The sequence below is a fragment of the Portibacter lacus genome (genome assembly GCF_021533215.1).
Taxonomy (GTDB): Bacteria; Bacteroidota; Bacteroidia; order Chitinophagales; family Saprospiraceae; genus Portibacter; species Portibacter lacus.
The window spans coordinates 1-20,761 of sequence record NZ_JAJNKA010000004.1 but is presented as its reverse complement, the minus strand read 5'-3'; the positions used below and the strand labels follow the sequence as shown (position 1 = coordinate 20,761).

At 36.3% G+C, this 20,761-nt stretch carries 13 protein-coding genes; 4 read left to right on the top strand and 9 right to left on the bottom strand.

All coding sequences use genetic code 11. From position 1 onward, the window contains the following. Positions 1-90: 90 nt before the first annotated feature. The 3 genes from ribD to glmM are packed head-to-tail and all read right to left on the bottom strand — an operon-like array spanning position 91 to position 3,628. Complete coding sequence (ribD, locus tag L2586_RS07730; protein WP_284283271.1) at positions 91-1,122, bottom strand: bifunctional diaminohydroxyphosphoribosylaminopyrimidine deaminase/5-amino-6-(5-phosphoribosylamino)uracil reductase RibD; 1,032 nt, start codon at positions 1,120-1,122, stop codon at positions 91-93. Continuing rightward, complete coding sequence (locus L2586_RS07725) at positions 1,119-2,249, bottom strand: cysteine desulfurase family protein (protein ID WP_235292291.1); 1,131 nt, start codon at positions 2,247-2,249, stop codon at positions 1,119-1,121. Before L2586_RS07725 ends, ribD begins: the two co-directional genes overlap by 4 nt. Further along, positions 2,246-3,628 carry a phosphoglucosamine mutase gene (gene glmM, locus L2586_RS07720; RefSeq protein ID WP_235292290.1) on the bottom strand — a complete coding sequence of 461 codons (1,383 nt, stop codon included), beginning with the start codon at positions 3,626-3,628 and terminating at the stop codon, positions 2,246-2,248. The genes L2586_RS07725 and glmM overlap by 4 nt, the downstream gene beginning before the upstream one ends. 82 nt (positions 3,629-3,710) lie before the next feature. Here glmM and L2586_RS24415 point away from each other — a divergent pair, with 82 nt between their 5' ends. Then, entirely contained in the window at positions 3,711-4,283 is a 573-nt protein-coding gene (locus L2586_RS24415) for a phosphatase PAP2 family protein (protein ID WP_262914128.1), read from the top strand. Further along, positions 4,280-5,026, top strand: a complete 747-nt coding sequence (locus L2586_RS07710; protein ID WP_235292289.1) for a ZIP family metal transporter — start codon at positions 4,280-4,282, stop codon at positions 5,024-5,026. The genes L2586_RS24415 and L2586_RS07710 overlap by 4 nt, the downstream gene beginning before the upstream one ends. 10 nt (positions 5,027-5,036) lie before the next feature. On the opposite strand, the gene L2586_RS07705 is transcribed toward L2586_RS07710, so the two are convergent. From L2586_RS07705 to L2586_RS07680, 6 genes are all read right to left on the bottom strand, one after another. Beyond that, positions 5,037-5,873, bottom strand: a complete 837-nt coding sequence (locus tag L2586_RS07705; protein ID WP_235292288.1) for an endonuclease/exonuclease/phosphatase family protein — start codon at positions 5,871-5,873, stop codon at positions 5,037-5,039. Positions 5,874-5,876: 3 nt separating this feature from the next. Further along, positions 5,877-7,439: a family 16 glycosylhydrolase gene (locus L2586_RS07700; RefSeq protein ID WP_235292287.1), complete on the bottom strand. Its 1,563-nt coding sequence runs from the start codon at positions 7,437-7,439 to the stop codon at positions 5,877-5,879. Between the two features lie 111 nt (positions 7,440-7,550). Next, the gene (locus L2586_RS07695; protein ID WP_235292286.1) at positions 7,551-9,149 is read right to left on the bottom strand and encodes a RagB/SusD family nutrient uptake outer membrane protein; all 1,599 of its coding nucleotides are present in this window, start codon (positions 9,147-9,149) and stop codon (positions 7,551-7,553) included. Positions 9,150-9,166: 17 nt separating this feature from the next. Next, on the bottom strand, positions 9,167-12,232 hold the full coding sequence (locus L2586_RS07690; protein WP_235292285.1) for a SusC/RagA family TonB-linked outer membrane protein: 3,066 nt from the start codon (positions 12,230-12,232) through the stop codon (positions 9,167-9,169). Positions 12,233-12,608: 376 nt separating this feature from the next. After that, entirely contained in the window at positions 12,609-15,392 is a 2,784-nt protein-coding gene (locus L2586_RS07685) for a helix-turn-helix and ligand-binding sensor domain-containing protein (RefSeq protein ID WP_235292284.1), read from the bottom strand. A gap of 201 nt (positions 15,393-15,593) precedes the next feature. Next, entirely contained in the window at positions 15,594-16,994 is a 1,401-nt protein-coding gene (locus tag L2586_RS07680; RefSeq protein WP_235292283.1) for a sulfatase family protein, read from the bottom strand. A gap of 292 nt (positions 16,995-17,286) precedes the next feature. Between L2586_RS07680 and L2586_RS07675 the strand changes: the two genes are divergently transcribed. Both L2586_RS07675 and L2586_RS07670 read left to right on the top strand, forming a co-directional pair. Next, positions 17,287-17,745, top strand: coding sequence for a (2Fe-2S)-binding protein (locus L2586_RS07675; protein ID WP_235292282.1), 459 nt, complete (start codon positions 17,287-17,289; stop codon positions 17,743-17,745). Positions 17,746-17,798: 53 nt separating this feature from the next. Further along, positions 17,799-20,054, top strand: coding sequence for a xanthine dehydrogenase family protein molybdopterin-binding subunit (locus L2586_RS07670; RefSeq protein ID WP_235292281.1), 2,256 nt, complete (start codon positions 17,799-17,801; stop codon positions 20,052-20,054). Positions 20,055-20,761 lie beyond the last annotated feature (707 nt).

The window sequence follows — 20,761 nt, the reverse complement described above, 5'->3', positions numbered from 1 at the left end:
TACTGATTGGTCCTCATTCCGTTCTTATAACTATCCAAATAACAATATTTTTCCCAGAATTCTTTCAAGAGTTAACGTTTTAAAGAAAGTTTAACAAAGATTATTCGAGATGGTCAATATTTTGTCACTTTCTAAATTCAGTTCTCCTTCTAGTTTACCTATGATGTTAGGAGATTTAATTCCTGAACCCAGCACTCTCTCTGTGTTAATTATCATTGCCTGATCCCATAATTTGTTATCCAGAAACTTCCCGATAGTGTATGCTCCTCCTTCTACAATTAACCTGCCGATCTGCTTTTCCTTGTAGAGTCGGCTTAATAAAATAGATAAGTCTAGATCAAATGTCCATTGATCTTTGTGCTCTTTTAAATTTTTTCGTGGTGTCTCATTGATCATTAAGGTAGGGAGGGAATCTGTAAGTAGTGTGGATTCATCTGGGACGCTATTTTTTCGGTCAATGCAAATTCTTAAAGGTGAATCACCTGAGTACAGTCTATTTGTCAATGCTGGGTTATCGATAACGGCTGTGTTCGAACCTATTAAAATGCCATGATTTTCAGACCTAAGTTGATGACTCCATATCTTGGAAAATCGATTGCTTAACCATGTTTGCTCTCCCTCCTTCGACATAAAAAAGTCTTTGGACTGAGCAAATTTAATGGTGATAAAAGGCCTGTTATTGAGTATGTTAACCTTGAATGGCTGAATTAGTTTTTCACATTCAGATTGCTTGATATTTGTAGTAATATGCACTCCCTTACTTGCTAAGAAAGAAAGACTAGAACCAGCCATTCTTGGATTCGGATCTTCACATCCTACGACCAGTTTTTTAATGTTATTCTTCAGGATTAACATGGCACATGGAGGTGTTTTTCCATGAATATTGCAAGGTTCTAAGCTTACATATAATGTGCTATCTGCAATCAAATGTTTATTTTCTGGAGCAACGCTATTGATTGCATTGACTTCAGCATGAGGACCGCCATACCTTTCGTGGTAGCCTTCGCCGATTACTTGATCGTTATGAACCAATACTGCCCCTACATTTGGATTTAATCGTACCCGTCCGCCTGCTTTCTGAGCAAGGTCGATGCATCGTAACATGTAGAGCTCATGGTTCATGAAAAGATTTTCTTGATTTTATCTACACAATCATCTACTTCTTCTTCTGTATTAAAATAGGAAAACGAAAAGCGTACAGCTCTTCGATCTTCGGGAAACTTTATCGATTCTAATACATGTGACGCTTGCTCTACACCCGAAGCGCAAGCACTTCCAGCGGAAGCTGAAATCCCTGCAATATCTAGATTAAATGTGATCAATTCTGTTCTTGCATTCTCTGGAAAACTTACAGATAGAATAGTAGGAATGAAGCGTTCAGGATTTTCATCTTCTAAAAATAGAATCTCGGGAAGTGCGGCCTTTAACTTTAACTTAAATCTATATTTTAATGCTCTTATAACATTAACTTTCTCTGTTCTTTCAGCTGCATAGATTTTTAATGCTTCTGCAAGTCCAGCAATACCAGGAACATTTTCGGTTCCACTTCTGAGTTCCCTTTCTTGACCGCCACCGGTAATGAAAGGCAGCAGCGTGTAATCGTTACTTAAGATCATAAAGCCAACTCCCTTAGGACCGTGGAATTTATGAGAAGTGCCGCTGAGGTAGTCAATTTTTACTTTCTGTAGGTCAATGGGCATTTTGGCTATCGATTGTACCGCATCGCAGTGAAAAAGTGCATTGTTTTCTTGACATATCTTCGAAATACTTTCAATGTCTTGAATGACTCCTATTTCATTATTAACATGCATTACAGAAACCAAAGTCTTCACCTCGCTCTTTGCTAAAATCGTCTTTAATTCACTTAAGTCAATTAATCCTAAGTTGTTGACATTCAGTATTTCTAGGTCGATTAAGTTAAGCTTTTCTAATTCCTTTACGGTATTGAGCACACATGGATGTTCTATGCTGCTGATAATCATTCTTTTCACTCCAAGATCTTGGACAGAACGTCTTAAGATCATGTTGTTAGCTTCCGTCGCGCTTGACGTAAAAAACACTTCTCCTATCGAACAGTTTAATTCTTTAGCAACTGATTTTCTTGCATCTTCTATGATAATTCTAGCTTTTCGACCTGCCTGATGAATGGAAGAAGGATTTCCATATACCTCACCCATTAATTGACTCATATGAGCAATTACATCGGGATGCATTGGTGTCGTGGCAGCATTGTCAAAATAGATTCTCATGAATTTAGAATTTCATTTGCTTTGTTTTGAACTTGACCAATAAAGTCAGCAGCAATTTCTTCCGTCTTTGCTTCAGCGTATACTCTGATAATAGGTTCTGTATTTGATTTTCTTAAGTGAACCCAAGCTCCATCAAAATGTATTTTCAGTCCATCCACAGTATTTAACTCATTGGCAGCATATTCTTTCTCTAATTTGCTCAATAAGCCATCAACATCAATTTCAGGAGTAAGTTGAATTTTATTCTTAATGATGGTATAAGTAGGGTAGGTTGCCTTCAGTTCACTCAATGGCATTTCACGTTCTGCTAATAAATTGAGCATAAAAGCTATACCTACTAGGGCATCACGACCGTAGTGTAATTCAGGAAAGATAACTCCTCCGTTTCCTTCTCCACCGATCACTGCATTGGTTTCTTTCATTTTATTCACCACATTCACTTCTCCTACAGCAGCAGCTTCATAAGTCCCACCATTTTTTATGGTTACATCTTTCAGCGCTGCTGTCGACGAAAGGTTAGAAACCGTATTTCCTGGCTTCTTGCCAAGGATAAAATCAGCAACAGCGACAAGAGTATATTCTTCGCCGAACATGTCTCCGTTTTCAGAAACAAATGCTAATCGATCTACATCTGGATCAACACTAATCCCAAGATGGGCTCCTGTTTTTACTACTGTTTCTGACAACTCCTTAAGGTGAGCTGGCAGTGGTTCTGGGTTGTGAGCGAAATCGCCGGTAACATCTGCATTGATTAAGGTGTATTCGCAACCTAGTTTTTCTAACAAAGGTGGAATTGCAATTGCACCAGTAGAATTGATACAATCTACGACAACATTAAAGCCAGCGTTCTTGATTTTTTGAACATCGATGAGATCAAGGTCTAATATCTGTTGGATATGTTTATTAATGTATGATTTATCAAAATCATATCCACCAATATGGTCTACATCCGCATATTCAATTTCTCCGCTACTGATAAAAGCTAATATTTCTTCACCGTCTGCTTTAGAAATAAACTCACCTTTTGCGTTTAGGAATTTTAGTGCATTCCATTGCTTAGGGTTATGACTGGCTGTAAGTATAATACCAGCTGCTGCATTTTCTGCAGGTACGGCTATTTCTACGGTAGGTGTCGTAGATAATCCAAGATCGACCACATCAAAACCCATCATCTGCAAAGTGCTGCAGACAAGATCAGAGACAATCTTTCCAGTAATTCTTCCATCTCTTCCGACGACCACTTTTTTAAGATCACTATTCTTAGAAATCCAAGTTGCAAATCCAGCCGTACACTCGACAAGATCTTGTGCTGTTAGGTTATTTCCTTTACTGCCACCAATGGTTCCACGTATTCCTGATATAGATTTTATTAATGTCATATGTATAATTTTGATGCAAATCTAAAAATATTACTACTTTGCTGAGCATTATGAGATCAGCATTATTAATTTTTCCTTCAGAATGACCTTATTAAGTATTATTGATATAGATAAAAGCATTTTCACGCTGATCAATAGAGAATTGACAAACTCTTTTTTGGATTCGCTGTTGTTCTACTGGAGAAATCAGTATACATGGATACCTGTGTATATTTTTATTATATCATATGTTGGCTATAATTTAAAAAGGAAGGCGTATTGGTTTTTATTTTTTTTAGTTTTAAACTTTGGGATGACTGATTTTGTGAGTAGTAAGATTGTTAAACCCTTAATAGAACGGCCTAGACCATGTCACGTGGAGAATGAAACTTTACAGCCAAGGTTATTGATTACTTGTGGATCTGGATATAGTTTCACCTCCTCTCATGCTGCGAATCATTTCGGTATCGCATTTTTTCTGATATTTGCATTGAGAAAAAGGAACAAAGTGGTTAGCATTCTGTTGTTTTTGTGGGCCTTTCTCGTGGGATATGCGCAGATTTATGTAGGCGTTCATTTCCCCCTTGATATAATAGGTGGCGCATTGTTGGGTGTTGGAATTGCACTGATTTCGTGGGAAATGTATAATTGGAGTATGAAAAAAATGGCCTTATGAGTTTAATGCCTTACATAGCATTGTTTGCTTCTGCAATGATAGGCGGAGCAATAGGCGTATATCTCGATCAGCAAAAGTCGAAACAGTATCTTCAATTTATCCTTCCTTTTAGTGGTGCCTTTTTACTAGGTATCGTGGTTCTTCATATGCTTCCAGAAGTGTTTTACGAAAATGAAGGAGCACATTTAATGGGTGTATTTATTCTTGGTGGGTTTTTACTTCAGAACTTACTGGAGTTTCTATCACGAGGAGTAGAACATGGTCATATTCACGCGAAAAAAGACCATAATAAGTTGTACATCTTATCCATAATGGTAGGATTATGTGCACACGCATTTATAGAAGGATTGCCTGTAGCTCAGGCTGCAATGGTTCATGCAGGTCATGGTCATACAGAGAGTTTTATTGGGCGGCCCTATCTTTGGGGAATAGTTGCGCACAAACTTCCAGCAGCAATTGCTTTAAGTATTTTGTTATTAGCGTCTGAGGTTAAGAAAAGTGCCATGTTTCTTCTGATCTTGATTTTTGCATTAATGTCACCGCTTGGTACTTTTGTTTCTGAATTGACAGCCATAACAGCGGAAACTCAGAGAGCAATTTTAGCTATCTCTATCGGATTTATTCTTCATATTGCTACAACCATCATTTTCGAAACGGATACCAATATGCATCACTCCATTTCTTATAGAAAATTACTAGGAGTCATATTAGGATTTGGTTTGGCGTTTTTGAGTTTAATCTAAGCCAAGAACCTTAAATTCTAATTTCTACGAAAATTGGGAAGTGATCAGAAGGAAATTTAGAATCTATAGCACTAGAAAGCACACCGTATTTTTTAATCTGCGTCTCAGGTGATTTAGAAATAAAAATATAATCAATTCTTCTTGCTGCAGGTTTTTCATAATTGAATGAGTTAAATGTACCATCAGGTCCAAACTTTACTTCAGCATGTTTCTTTGCATCCTGCAAATCTAAACTGATTTCTGAAATGATCTCAGTATCAGGTGTAACATTGAAATCGCCCATCAGGACAACTGGAAGGTTCTCATTGTTAAGCTCTTTAATTTTTTTTACAATAAGCCTTAAACTTTCATTCCTTGCTTCTACTCCTACGTGATCTAAATGGGTGTTGAATACCCAGAACTTTTTCTTTTGGTCAATGCTTGTAAATAATGCATAAGTGCAGACTCTCGGTAAAGCTGCATCCCATCCTTTCGAAACCTCATTAGGTGTTTTTGATAACCAAAAGGTATGCGATTGCTCGACAGTTAATCGTTCGGTATTATAATAAATGTTAGAATGCTCTCCTTTGTTTCCGCCATCTCTCCCTATCCCTATGGTCGCATAATTGCTCAATACAGAATCTAGGTAAGTTACTTGGTGAGGAGTTGCTTCTTGAACACCTAAGATGTCTGGTGCAAGAAAGAGCACTTGAGATGTTAAGAATTCTTTTCGATTCGGCCATGCGTTTTCTCCATCTGAAGGAGTGTCTAATCTGATATTGTAGGTCATTACTTTAATGTCTTGTTGCGAGATACAAGTGTTGTATAAGAATACAAGCATTAAAACGTAGAAAGTCTTTTTGAACATGTGTTAATTCTTTTTGAAGACTCTAACGTAATCAATTATCATTTGATTTGGAAAAATATTTTCATCGATTCCCTTAACTCCTCCCCACATTCCTCCAACTGCAACATTGACCTTAAGATGGAAGTGCTGATCAAATGGCCATTCATCCGTCGTCTTGTGTTCGTTTTCGATGTGATTATAGACTTTACCATTAACAAGGAAATCAATAGACTCAGCCGTCCAGATAACGGAATAATCATGAAAGGTATCGTATGGGTTTTCGATAAAAATACTTTTGCCCTTTTGTGTATTCTTTAAGTGATTGTAAGCCTTGGTGTGAATCGTCCCGAAAATGGAATCTGGATTATAACCTACATGTTCCATAATGTCAATTTCTCCACATGCTGGCCAACCGACTTCAGGGCAGTTTTTACCTAACATCCAGAATGCTGGCCACATTCCTCTTCCTTTTGGCAACTTGGCTCTAATGTCGATTCTTCCATACTGCCATTCAGCTAAATCCTTTGTCGTGAGACTTGCAGACGAATAGTCTGAGTGAGGCCTATTCTTTTTCCAACTCTTATCACTTTCACTTATAAAGGCCTCATTTTTAATAATTTCCTTATGTGCTTCTATGATTAGTGTCCCATCTTCAACCCTTGAGTTTTCAGGTTGATTGGTATAATATTGTAATTCCTTGTTTCTTTTGAAACCTATTTCATGCTTCCACTTAGTAGAATCTGGTTTTCCTTTGTAATTAAATTCATCTGCCCATATTAATTTCCAATTTGCGCTGGTTGGGCTTTCTTGTCTTCTTTCGAAAACTAATTCAGGTTCATCTGTAGTGATATAGTCAAAATCATTAGCGAGTAACCAATCGATATCTTCTATTTTATTGACAGTCCATGCATTCAGGTCCAGATTTTTAAGCCTAGCATTGGTAATCCATTCTGGTTTTTGTTTAAACTTAGAATAATGATAGTCCAGACCATTAATACCATCATTGCTCAAAGATTCAGGAGACTTGGAACCATCTAAGTACATCGTCTTAGCTGATGGATTTATTTCTTCTATTCTTTGGACAACTTCGTAACTGAAACTGATATAACTGGAGATGTACTTTTCAGCTTTTACCTCTTCTACTAATTCTAAAACTTTATCTGTAATATAACTATTTCGACCTTTAATTCCGGAGGGTTTGATTTCACAAACTAAACCTGTGGCTGGATTATTGGACATACCAGCTTTAAGATAATCCTCTAGTGTGGGTAGCATTTCCCCATTCGGAAGCTTATGCTTGGCAAGTTCCTCGTAAGTTGATTCTTCTACTACTAATTCATTGTAATCGTGGTCGTGTGTAACGATCAGCACATCATCCGCTGTCATTCGGACATCGAACTCTGATCCTGTACACCGAAGCTCAATTGCGTGCTTTAAAGACGCAATTGAGTTCTGTGGTAGACCCTTATCTTTCCAAGCTCCTCTATGGGCGACGACTTCGTTATTGGCAAATTCAAATTCTTGTGATGAAGGAGAAAATGAACAGTATTTTATCAATACCAATGCCAGTAAAATAAGATATCGCATGCTTGTCTAAATTTAATTAATTCATAAGGATCAAAAGTGTGTGTAATAGGTGTATCGAAGATAAAATACAAGAACGACTTGAGCCATTCTTGTATTTTATAGTAGAATCAATCAATATCCAATATTCTGCGGATAACTATCTCCAAGTAGGTCTAAATCACGCTGTGGTATAGGGAAGTTTATATAGTGATCTTGCCAGTTTGTTCTAGGGTCTTTCGCTCCTAAGTTAGCTGGGAAATATTCTCCATCACCTGCATAATTCCTAATTTGATTATTGATAACCACTTGTCCCATTCTTTTCAAGGTAAACCATCTGTGTCCTTCAAAAGCTAACTCTCTCGCACGTTCATCTAAGATTGCTTGCTCATCTAAAGTGGAAATAGGAGCGGCCCCTGCTCGCTCTCTTACTGCATTAATATATGAAAGGCCATCACCTCCTAATCTCATATTCGCTTCAGCTGCGATTAAGTAAGTTTCCGCTAATCTGTAAATCATCACATTGCTGATCTGAAAATAGGTTGTTGGGTCATTGTCTTCTTGAGCGAATTTCAAGCAAGCTGGATGAGTTCTTTCATAGTACTGCTTATAAGTATCACTTGGATTATCTAAGTCAGTAATCGGTTGGTAAAGATCTATTTCTTGGCCAATGTTAGGTCCAGAACTATAGTAGTATTTTGTGATAAAATAAGTATTATTATCTCGATCATCATCTGGATCTTCGGCTAGCAAATCTAATAAGTAATTATTAGGCAAGAGTCTAGAATAACCTCTTCCGCCATATTCAGCCCTTGATTCAGAATCAGGTGCTAACCAATATTTTACGCCCATATTGGCATTTAAGAAATTTCGACTTCCTCCACCGAGAACATTTTCTTCAAACTGAATTACAAATAATTGTTCAGAATGATCCATGTTACCCTTGAATACATCAGATGTTTTAGAAACTAAACTGTAAGGGCCTTCATTGATCAAGCTTTCTGCTTGATTTTTTGCCTCAGCCCAATTTCCTTCCCACATTGCTACTTTTGCTTTAACGTGTTTCGCAGTTCCTTTAGTTACTCGACCGAATGTTCCAGTGTATTCTAGATGATCGATTGCAAATTGTAAGTCACTATTGATCAGTGATAAGATCTCTTCTGGACTTGAGTTTGAATTGATAATATCAAATGCATTATCAACGGTAACCGATTCTGTATTAACATAAATATTATTAAACATTCTGTATAACCAAAAGTAAGCTTCTGCTCTAAAGAATTTTGCTTCTGCGATAATGGTATTTCTTACGTCGTCTTCTATATCATCCAGATCTTCAGCTGCATTGATAATTTCTGTAGACTTGGTAGAAAGTCTGTAGTAGTGTCTCCAGAAACTATCTGACAGTAAGGTAGCTGAATACTCGATAGGAGAAACTCCTCTCTCATAACGTCCCATTAATCCTAAGTATCCAGATCTATTAAAAGCTAGATCACTCCTAGATGCCATCATATGAGCAGCAAGAAAATCTTCTTGGCTTTTATCATATCGATCTCTATTGTATTTATATAAGCTTACAACACCAGATTTTAATCCGTCCTCCGTGTTGTATACGTAATTAGCGTCAATTGATGTGCTAGGTTGTTCATCTAAAAACTTCGAACAAGAAGTAATAAAAGTGAATGCTAGTAGGACGAGTAAGCATTTACCTAATGATTTATATGTGTATTTTATCATGATAAAAGTTTTTAATATTAGAGTTGAATTTTTAAACCAAATGTCCACACTTTAGAATCTGGATAACCAGAATCAGCGCTAGAGAATGTATCTCTGATATTAACTTCTGGGCTATATCCAAGATATTCCGTTTGAGTAAATAAATTAGTTGCTGTTACATAAAGATTAATCATCTCTGTGTTCAACTTTTCGTTCACAGCTGCTGGTAGCGTATACCCTAATTTAACAGTTCTTAACCGAACATAGGAGGCATCTTTGACAGCTAATGCACCTAGATACTTAGGAGCTGAATCAAAATTTGGTCTTGGATAAGTTGTCGATGGATTCTCAGGCGTATAGTATGGTACTTTCACACCATTCGCTTTTCCTTGTAATGTTCCACCGTTGTTAAAGACTGATAAAAACGGATTCACTTTAGTAGCACCTTGAACGGCATAAAAGTCAACCAATAAATCAAAGCCTTTGTAGGATAAATTAGAAGAAAGTGATCCGAACCATTTTGGGTTAGGATTAATGAAAACCCGATCTTCTTGCGTTATTTTTCCGTCAGGTGTGTTGGTTACATTTCCATCTTCATCGACACCATTGACATCAGAAATACGAATATCTCCTGGTCTTAGATTTTCCTGTGGATCTGTTGATTCTGGGTTGGCTTGTGGTGCGTTTTCGAAATCATCTCCTTCCTGCCAGATACCATCGAATTGGTAAGTTCGAATAACGCCTATTGGCTGGCCTACATAGTATCTATAGGTATCATCTTCTGTTATCGGATTGCCTTCCGCATCGTCGTAAAGGTCTAAAATTTTATTTTTATTATTAGACCAATTTGTTGAAATAGACCATCTGAAATCAGGTGTATTGATAACGTTTGCTTTTAATCCTAATTCGATACCAGTATTTTGAACTTCACCTGCATTAAAGTAAGTGAAAGTATATCCAGATGTAGAAGGAACTCCTCTTCTTAATAATAAGTCAGTCGTTCTAGAATCATAGTATTCTATGCTTCCTTGTAAGAATCTCTTAACGATAGAGAAGTCTAGACCTACATTGAAAGTAGTAATCGTTTCATGCTTCAAGTTCACATTTGGTAGTGCAGACGATGGAGAATAACCTGAAGCAGATTGGCCATCGAAAACATAATTTTGTCCATCAGCTGTGAAAAGGGAAGCATATGGTCGGCTTAATGCATTAGCAAGTGAACCATAACTTACTCTAAGTTTCAATTCATCGATAGCTTCGACATTCTCAAGGAAAGCTTCATTGTGGATTTTCCAAGCAAATGCTGCTGCTGGATTATAAGTCCACTTGAATCCTGCGGCATTTACAGAAGCACCATCAGCTCTCATTGTTGCTGCAAACATATACTTGTTAAGTAAGTTATACCTAGCTCTTCCCATATAAGAAGAGGTTCTAAATTGAGTCTTATTTCTATTCACAGAAACACTTCCGATGGCATTTGTAATACCATCGTAACCTAAACTTTCATTTGTGAATCCACGACCTTCCGTAAAGGTACTTGAGTATTTATTCTCATCTACAGCTTGTACTAGGGTCACATTGAACTTGTGGTTCAAATTGATCTGATTATCATAGGTAAGAATATTTTCAATCAGATAATTCTCTCTTAATTGGTTTTCTATACGAGCAATTCCGAAGTCACTGTCTCCACTTGAATGAAGTGAAGAAAGATATTGACCTCTTTCTGAATTCCTTCTGGTCATTGATCCTTTGAACTGGTATTGTAAGTGATCAGTGATGTCCCATTTAGGGATAACGGTAATCACGAAATCATTACCCTTATCATCGTGGTCCGATTCTCTCAAATTCCATAAAGGATTTGTTCCTGTTAATTCTTCACCACTTGGAAACTGAACTAATTCACCGTTGTCATCGTAAGCACGTCCAAGAGGGGAGAACGTGATCACATTCACATTAGATGCTCGCTCTGCAAAATCATTCAACAAGTTAAGGTCAAAAGTAGTTGAAATCCTATCTGTTATTTTCTGATCTACGTTCAGTCTTAAGTTATTTCTCCTGTAACTAGAAGTAGGAATAATTCCGTCTTCCTTGAAATAATTCAAACTTGCGTACACTTTAGTAAAGTCAGTGCCACCACTAATACCAATAGATTGACTATTAACGAATCCTTTTCTTAGCAATTCTTCTTCCCAGTCTACATATTCTTTATTTGCAATAGATTCTAATTCCGTCTCAGAAAAAATATCTTCATCGCTAGGGTAGGCGTCATCTGCATCATTTGCTCGGGTCGCTTCTCTTTTCAGCTGCGCAAATTCTTCACCACTATATACGTTAAAGTTTCTTTCTATAGACTTAGAACTTAAATAACCGTGATAAGAAACACTTATCTTGTCAGTTCTTCCTCTTTTCGTTGTAATCAGCACAACACCATTTACAGCTCGTGAACCATAAATTGCCTGTGCAGAGGCATCTTTAAGAAATTCTACAGATTCTATATCATCTGGATTGATATCTTCTATTCCTCCAGTTCTAACAACACCATCTACTACATAGATACCGCTGATGTTTCCTTCTATCGAACCTCGACCTCTAAACAGAATTTCAGATGAACCTCCTGGCCTTAATGTTCCTCCTCCCACTTCTACTTGCAAACCCGAAATCCTTCCTCTTAGCATTTCTGTCACATCTGATGTGGGTGTAGCCACTGCTTTTGATAAATCAGTTTTTGTTACTGCACTGACTAAGTCACTTTTCTTTTGTGTTCCATAACCGACGACAACAACTTCATCTAAAGTGGTTGCATCATCATCTAAAAGAATCATCATGTCTTCTCCTATGACATTTACTTCTTTAGATTTATACCCAAGGTAAGAAACAATCAGTGAGGCAGATTCACTAACTTCTAATGAAAATTTTCCATCTATATCTGTTGAGGTTCCATTATTGGTTCCTTTTTCAACAACTGTTGCGCCTATAAGCGGTAAGTTGTCTGTTGATGACTGTACTGTTCCATTCACAACGCTTTGCGCAAACATGGAAAAGGAACTACATACTAATAGTATAATTGTAATCCCAAGTTTGTAATTAAGTAATTTTAATGTCATAGAGCTTGATTTAATAAACTAGTTAATGAACGAGTAGCTTTCTACATGTTATAAAATTACCAGCATAAAAACCTAATACTGTAATTTCCGCCTCCATAAAAAACGAACATGGTAATTCTTTACCTTTTCTTAATATAGTGTTAATGTTAACCTACCATTTTTAAGGTGACATCATTCCTGGCTTTATGTCACCTTATATATGCCTATCCTTCATGTATACAGCGGTTTACGAGATTATTTCTGGTGAGCTATCTTTCCATTTTTACGGCTTAAACATTTTTTTTCAAATAAAATTTCATTTTAAAAATAAAAGCAAGTGATAATGCACCGTGTTGTGGTAATGTTGTGGTGAAAAATAGGCTTGTAGGGGTGAATGTTAGAATTTTATGATATAGTCTACGAGCCCATCTTCATGATTTAGACCTAATCGTTTTCTTAATCGGTATCTTTTTGTTTCGACACTCTTAGTCGAAATGTTAAGAAGCGGCGCGATTTCTTTCGAAGATAAATTCAATCTTAAATAAGCACAAAATCGTAAATCATTCGGAGTCAGTTCTGGGTGCTTTTCTTTAATCTTATCCAGAAAATCTTTATCTGCATTGTTAAATGCTTTCTTAAATAACTTCCAATCGTTGTTATTGCTCAGATTATTATCAATGAGCTTAATCGTGCTTTGGATATTATTTTGCTGGAGATCCTTTTTGATCTTGTTCAATAATTCATTCTTCCTGATAATACTCATTGTAGAAATGGCTAGCTCACTGTTCTTATTCTCAATTTCCTGATTCAATTTTTCGTTTTGAATCTGAATGATGGTTTTCTCATTTTTAATCTGTTCATGCTTAAGAATCCTTTCGTAATAAAACTTATAAGCTTCATGGATAAGAAATCCAATGAAACCGAGCAAGATTAGATAAAAGACCAGAGCGACATTAGAAATATACCAAGGCCTCTTCACGGTGAATGCGTATGTCTCGATATTCGTAGTTAATTGATTCCCCACCTTCCCTCTAACCTCGAAAGTAAAGTCTCCAAAAGTGAGGTTTTCAAACTGGATTACTGAACTTGTTGACCAATTGCTCCATCTATCCAGATGACCTGCTAACTTATATTGGTACTTTACTTCTAGAAATTTATCAAAGTCAGGAACAGAATAGTCAAAAGATAAGATTCCATTTTTGTGATCGAAGATACCGTGTTCATGCCTGTCCAAAAAGGTAACATCTTCGTCTAAGTCTTTTATCGAAATTTCGTTCAGAAAGATAACATAGTCCTTTTTAGGCTTCTTCTTAGAAAGATCGATCGTAAGATATCCAGTTGTTGTTCCAAGAACGTACTTTTCTTTCTCTATCAGTTGTATGTTTTCAAAACTGAGAATGCCTTTTCTCAAATTAGAAGGAATGGGAATATTAGTGATTTCTAGTTGATTAGTGACATCATTATTATCGATGTAATTAATATTGTTCAAGGAGAAAGTCCATAGTCGGTCATTCTTATCTACGACCATTTTTCCGGAAGTGTTTTCTGAAGTAGATAATAAGTTATTGAGAATAGTATCGATAGTGAATTGTTCAGATGAAGGCTGATATGAATAGAAACCTTCCTTAGCAGCAAATAGGATATTATCTTGATGCTTGACGAGGCTTGAGTTTTCTCTATTGGTCAGTTCGGAATGAATATGAACATTAACTGCCTTCTGAAGTGCATCATCTAAGGTTAATCTAAATACACCTTTGTATTCATGATTTACCCAAATTTGGTTTTCATCATCAATTTCGAAAAATCGTGAGGAAATATTAAAATCTAAGACCTTATTTCTTTCTTTCCATTCATTATTGACCTTTTCTAATATGTGTAAGCCACTATAATTCCCTTGTAATAGTAAATTATCATGGTTAGGAAGCTTCCTGAAATTCCAAGCTCCAAGAACAGAACTGATGCTTTTCGACTGATCACCATCTATAATAAATGTTCCTAGGTGGTGACCGCATAGTAGATGTTCATTATTGTCATTGTAGAGACTCCAGACCTGCCCAGCTGTTCCTTTTACAAAAGTGAATGGGGCATCTGGTGTTGATAGAGATCTGAAGAAAAGCCCTTGATTCGTTCCGACATAAAGGCTGTTTTGAAAGGTGTTTATCGTGTATACCGTACCCAATACGCCATCATAATCTATAAAGGATTTGATTGGTGAAACAACATTAATACATGTAATTCCATTGTCTAACCCAACCCATACATTATTATCAGCATCTTCGAATAAGGCGAGGACCGTATTGTTACCCAGTCCTTTCTTTTGGTTCACATCGTATTCTATTTCTCCTAGCGCATTCATAATGAATAGGCCATTAGAAATCGTACCTAATACAAGATCTCCATTTTCTAATTTTATGCTGCTGAAAATATTCAGTTCTCTTAGAAGTTTTTCAGAAGGAGAGGTCCATTTTTTGAGTGATTGATCTTTATGAGCATAGAATCCGGAGTTTCTGGTTAAGATGAAGAGCTCTTTCTCTCTTTCGTAAATATTAATCACTCTATCATTAATAACAACAGGAACATCAATGAACATTTTGGGTTCACCGTTTTCAATTTTATATATCCCTTCATTCGCGACGTGATAATATATTTGATCGTTGACTTTGAAGACTTTATAAATGATATTTGTTGATGAGATGATTTTGAACTCCTCAGTATCCTCGTTGTAGAAAAACAAGTCTCGTCCAGACTGGAAAAGTATCCAGTTTTCATAAGCTAAAATGTTCCATATTTGATTGTCTGAGAATTTGAAGTCTACTAATTTGGGTATTAATGATTGGTATTCGAGACTTCCCAGATCATTTTTCACCCAGTAACCAAATTCAGCATAACATCCAGTGTAAATTCTATCGCGAACTACTTTCACGGCTCTCAATACGGAATTATTGGGGGAAGGATACAGATTCCACTTGGAACCATTGTATTCCATTAGGCCCATGTTGTTCGCAACGTAGATAAACTTATCTCCGCCTTGAGAGATCATCCAGTTTTGATTGTCACCGCCATATTCCGTAGGGCTATAATTTACGATAGGCGGAAGTTCTTGAGCATTGACTAAATGGCACAAAAACAGAAATAGGACGATGTGTAATGTTTTATTAAAAGACATTTTATGTACTTCCATTTGCTTATTGCAAAGATATTTTAAGTAATTAATATGTAGACATCTATCTATCATAATCTACCCAGATAGTGTATTTATAATGGGCATAAGGCATTACTTGGGACAAGAATCATCTACATTAATTTTAATGCTGATAACACTATTCTTGATGACGTTTAATGTGGAACTGAATAAGAACGAATGTGCCACAACTTATATAGCTTACTCTGCTTTGATTTTTGCTATTAATTGATCTTCTCTTGCGTTTGCAGTTGTTGCAACATGCTTTGTAATCATATCGTTTAATTCTTCCACGATTTCAGGGTATTTATCGGCCACATTATATCGTTCTCCTATATCACTTTCTAGTTGGAATAATTCTAAGCTTTTCATTTCTAGCGCTTCACCGTAATTGACTTCCTTTCTTTGCTTAATATGCAGTTTCCATGGACCTTTCCTGACTGCATAAATTTCGCCTCTGGTCCAGTAGAAAAACTCATCTCTAGGACTTGCTTGCTTATTTTTAAGTACTTCTGAAAGATCATAACTGTCTATGGTCAGGTCTTCGGAAAGTGGAATATCCGTAATACTTGCAAATGTCGTCAAGATATCTAATGTACTCCCTAGTTCTGTTATCATTCCGGGTTCTACATTTCCAGGTCCCCAGAAGATAGTTGGTACCCGTTGTCCACCTTCGAATGTCGTTCCTTTTCCAGCTCTAAGCGGTCCAGCAGAACCGCCATGTGATTTATAAGAAAGCCATGGTCCATTATCGGATGTAAATAAAACGATTGTGTTTTCTTCTAAATCCAAATCGCGAATGGTTTGCAACAATCGTCCTACATTATAATCGATTTCTTCTATTACATCTCCATAAGTTCCTCTTTTACTCACGCCTTTGAAATCTTTAGAGACGAAGAGTGGAATATGAGGCATCGAATGAGCTAAATACAGAAAGAATGGTTTATCCGCATTTTCCTTTATAAATTCTATAGACTTATCAGTGTACCTTTTCGTGATGGTCGTCTGATCTACTGGCCTTTCTATTACTTTCTCATTTTCAATTAGAGGAACATCATAATCTGTAACTTCCCATTCTGCATAAGGATCTTTAATTAATTCGCCATATTTTCTCCATGTATCTTTCTTCGCATCCATATCGTTAGAATATGGAATTCCATAGAAATAGTCAAAACCTTGACGAGTAGGTAAATATTGGGGCAAATGACCTAGATGCCATTTTCCTATCGCTGCGGTTGTATAATTTTTAGTTTTCAAGGTCTCCGCAATGGTCACTTCATCGGAATGCAATCCAAGTGCAGAATCGGGAAAGAATACCGCTCTTTTCTTAGAAGTCATTCCAGAGCGAATAGGATATCGGCCAGTTAGTAATCCAGCTCTACTAGGTGTACAGACTGGATCCGCCACATAAAACTGTGTCCATTTTTGACCTTCTGCGGCCATTCGATCTAAGTTTGGTGTGGAAATCGTTGGATTACCGAAAGAAGAAAGGTCTCCATAACCCAAATCATCACAGAAAATGATAATGAAATTCGGAGTTGTTTGTGCAAAAGCTTGTACAAAACAGATTGCCCATATAAAAGCCGATAAGAAAAATTTCATAGCGTTATAGTGTTACTTAGCCATGAATGTAAGGTTTTTAAAGAAAAGAGTTAAAAGTCATTAATGATTTTAAAAATATAAGACCAAGAAAATGCAAGAAGAATTTGATTTAAGCATAGTTGGAAATTACAATTTCTTATACATGGACATTTTTCAACACCATAAAGTAAATGTTTTTTTCAGGACGTTGAGCATTATGTTTTTGCTATTTTATTTGATTTATATAATAACCTGTTTGATTTTAGTTATTTTTAGAAGACACTTAAAATGAATTTTACACAAACTATAAATTATGTCAATTTTTACTCTTCATATCAATGGAAAAAAACAAGAAGTTAATGCAGCTCCAGAAACTCCTTTACTTTGGGTATTGAGAGATCATTTAGATCTTGTGGGTACCAAATTTGGGTGCGGAATAGCACAATGCGGTGCGTGCACTATTCATATGGAAGGTGTAGCAATGCGATCTTGTATATTACCAATTTCTGCTTTAGCTGATAAGAAAATTACCACAATAGAGGGGCTATCCCAAAATGGTGATCATCCAGTTCAGAAAGCTTGGCTAGAGCACGATGTTCCACAATGTGGATATTGCCAAGCAGGGCAAATTATGAGTGCTTCAGCATTGCTATTAGATAATCCTGATCCGAATGATAATGAAATAGATGCCGCAATGAATGGAAATATATGTAGATGCGGCACATATACTAGGATAAAAGCAGCAATAAAAACCGCTGCGAAATCATCTTAATCAGGAATTTATTGATTAATTATCCTATTTAATCTTTATTAAAAAAAATGAAAATGGCAATAATAAAAACAACTTTTGGTAGAAGAACTTTTCTGAAATCCTCTGCATTAGCAGGCGGTGGAATGGTCTTAGGTTTTTCTTGGTTAATATCCTGCCAGTCTAAATCAGAAGAAGAAGTGATGGCAATGCCTGATGAATGGTTTGAATTGAATTCATATTTAAAGATCGGAGATAATGGATTGGTAACTATTTATGCTCCAAATCCTGAATTTGGGCAAAATGTTAGGACTTCGATGCCAATGATTATTGCAGAAGAGTTGGATATAGATTGGAATAAAGTAATAGTTGAACAAGCTCCTTATCATGCAGAAAAGTATGGCTTTCAATTTACAGGAGGAAGCAGGGGCATTATGTCGAGGTATGAGCCACTTAGAATGGTAGGTGCTACTGCAAGGCAAATGTTAAGAGAAGCAGCAGCAAATGCATGGGAAGTTCCAGTTAAAGAAATAACCACAGAAAATGGGGTATTATTTCATAATGCAAGTGAGCGATCGGGAGGTTATGAAATATTTGCGTCCGCAGCAGCAGATATTCCTATTCCTACTGAAGTGAATCTAAAAAGTATTAAGGATTTTAAAACCATTGGTCATTCAAGAAAAAATATTGATGGGAAGGACATTGTAACCGGAAAACCCATGTTTGGAATGGATTATTCTAAACAAGGAATGTTAATCGCAATGATTGAACATCCGCCTGCATTTGGGATGACTTTGAAATCTGTCAATAGTGCAAAAGCAAAGGCAATGCCTGGAATAGTAGATGTTGTTACTATACAAAGTTTTCAAGATGGATATGAAAAAAGTGGTTTCGATACCAATGCGTTTCCTGAAATTATTGCGGTTGTCGGTAAATCTACTTGGGAAGTAATCCAGGCAAAAAAGAAATTAATAATAGAATGGCAACCTATCGAATCTTCCACTGAAATGATCAAAGGATTTGGAGGAAGAAAACAAAAACGAAATATTCCAAGTGGACTGGAATCTAGTGAAGACCATAAATTAGGTATAGAAGCAATAGCTTCTATACCAGGCAAAATTGTAAGAAAAGATGGTAATCCTGAAGAGGCATTTAGAACGGCGGCTAAAGTCATTGAAAGAACTTATTCTGCTCCTTTTCTTGCACACAATTGCATGGAACCATTAAATGCATTTGCTCATTTTGAAGGTGATAGAGTGAAAATTGCTGCACCTATCCAGATTCCTTCTTTGATTATACCTACACTTTCTGCTAGTCTGGGAATACCAGCGGAGAATATAGAGATGGAACTAACTAGGATGGGTGGAGGTTTCGGTAGAAAAGCCTATGCTCATTATGTAGTTGAGGTAGCTTTAATCTCACAAAAAGTACAAGCTCCTGTTAAATTAGTTTATACACGTGAGGATGATATGACAAATGGTATTTATAGACCGGCCTATCAAGCCACCTATAAAGCAGCACTAGATGAAAATAATAATCTGATAGCTCTACATATAAAAACAGGTGGAATTCCTGAAAGTCCTTTATTTGCAAATCGTTTTCCAGCGGGAGCAGTTGACAACTATATAGCCGAAGAGTGGTCTATAGATTCTAATATTACGATTGGTGCTTTTAGAGCACCTAGATCAAACTTTATGGCTGGGGCTGAACAAGCTTTTATCGATGAAGTTGCAGAAGCTGCTGGTAAAGACCCTATTCAGTTTAGATTAGATCTCTTAAAAAGGGCAAAAGAAAACCCTGTGGGTGAGAACAATGAGTATGATGCTGAGCGCTACGCGGGTGTTTTAGAGTTGGTACGTGAAAAATCAGCTTGGTCACAAAGTCGTCCAAATGTTCATCGTGGAGTTTCTGCTTATTTTTGCCATAATACTTATGCAGCACACGTTTTAGACTTAACTATAGAAAATGGGACTCCTATTGTTCAAAAAGTATCATGTGCAATAGATTGTGGTGTCGTCATTAATCCTGATGCCGCAATTAATATGGCAGAAGGTGCTATAACTGATGGAATCGGAAATGCTTTTTTTGGAGAGATGACATTTAAAGATGGTGCTCCTACCAAAAACAATTTTCATCAGTACAGGATGATTAGAATGAAGGAAGCACCAAAAGAAATTAGTGTCCATTTTGTTCAGAATGAAATAAATCCAACAGGGATGGGAGAACCACCATTTCCTCCAATTTTTGGAGCTGTAGCTAATGCTATGTATAAAGCAATAGGCAAAAGACAATATGAACAGCCTTTTATAAGTGAAAAGAATGTAATGGGATAGAGACATTTTAAAATGAAAATTAAAGAAACAATTCATTGGTTTTATAATAGGAAAATTGGTTGGCAACCGGATGAATTCAATGCTAACTTAGGTCATTGTAAAAAAGGAGTATTTTGTATTTTTAATGCAAATTTTTTTCAGCAATTTGGAAATATTAATCAATATTCAATCCTCAGGGAAAGAATTTATTCGAATTATCAGATCATCAAACTGGGGAAGTCCTCAAGATATTTGACAAAATGAGTGAGGAAATATCTTCAGATTTTGTTTACAAATATGAAGTGCTTAGAAATTAAACATTTGCACTCATTCATTTTGCATTGAAAATTACGCCTATAGATCATGTGAAAAAGAAAAAAATAGAATGCTTCTGAACTTATTTGTTATATGTTTTTCGAATTATTAGAAAGGCAATTCCCCATAGATTATAATCATTAAAAAAATAAAATTCGCTCAGCTTCTGAATTCGCTAAACAATTAAATTTTCATGTAAATCACTTAAATAGGGCGCTGAAAGAAACTTCTAACAAAACTACATCTCAAACTATATCAAATAGAATATTACAAGAAGCAAATATATTGCATATTCCTGCACCTTTGACCCCTCGATTCCTATCGGTTTGACCCCTCTGATTCTTGAGGTTTGACCCCTCAAAAGTAGAAGAATGTTAATAACATTCTTACGGTTTGACCCCCTAAGAATGTGG

Bases quoted from the DNA above. Each gene is read 5' to 3' on its own strand.
- glmM (WP_235292290.1), bottom strand. From the start codon at position 3,628: ATGACATTAATAAAATCTATATCAGGAATACGTGGAACCATTGGTGGC.
- L2586_RS07685 (WP_235292284.1), bottom strand. From the start codon at position 15,392: ATGGAAGTACATAAAATGTCTTTTAATAAAACATTACACATCGTCCTA.
- L2586_RS07710 (WP_235292289.1), top strand. From the start codon at position 4,280: ATGAGTTTAATGCCTTACATAGCATTGTTTGCTTCTGCAATGATAGGC.
- L2586_RS07725 (WP_235292291.1), bottom strand. From the start codon at position 2,249: ATGAGAATCTATTTTGACAATGCTGCCACGACACCAATGCATCCCGAT.
- ribD (WP_284283271.1), bottom strand. From the start codon at position 1,122: ATGAACCATGAGCTCTACATGTTACGATGCATCGACCTTGCTCAGAAA.
- L2586_RS07705 (WP_235292288.1), bottom strand. From the start codon at position 5,873: ATGTTCAAAAAGACTTTCTACGTTTTAATGCTTGTATTCTTATACAAC.
- L2586_RS07670 (WP_235292281.1), top strand. From the start codon at position 17,799: ATGGCAATAATAAAAACAACTTTTGGTAGAAGAACTTTTCTGAAATCC.
- L2586_RS07690 (WP_235292285.1), bottom strand. From the start codon at position 12,232: ATGACATTAAAATTACTTAATTACAAACTTGGGATTACAATTATACTA.
- L2586_RS07675 (WP_235292282.1), top strand. From the start codon at position 17,287: ATGTCAATTTTTACTCTTCATATCAATGGAAAAAAACAAGAAGTTAAT.
- L2586_RS24415 (WP_262914128.1), top strand. From the start codon at position 3,711: ATGACCTTATTAAGTATTATTGATATAGATAAAAGCATTTTCACGCTG.
- L2586_RS07680 (WP_235292283.1), bottom strand. From the start codon at position 16,994: ATGAAATTTTTCTTATCGGCTTTTATATGGGCAATCTGTTTTGTACAA.
- L2586_RS07700 (WP_235292287.1), bottom strand. From the start codon at position 7,439: ATGCGATATCTTATTTTACTGGCATTGGTATTGATAAAATACTGTTCA.
- L2586_RS07695 (WP_235292286.1), bottom strand. From the start codon at position 9,149: ATGATAAAATACACATATAAATCATTAGGTAAATGCTTACTCGTCCTA.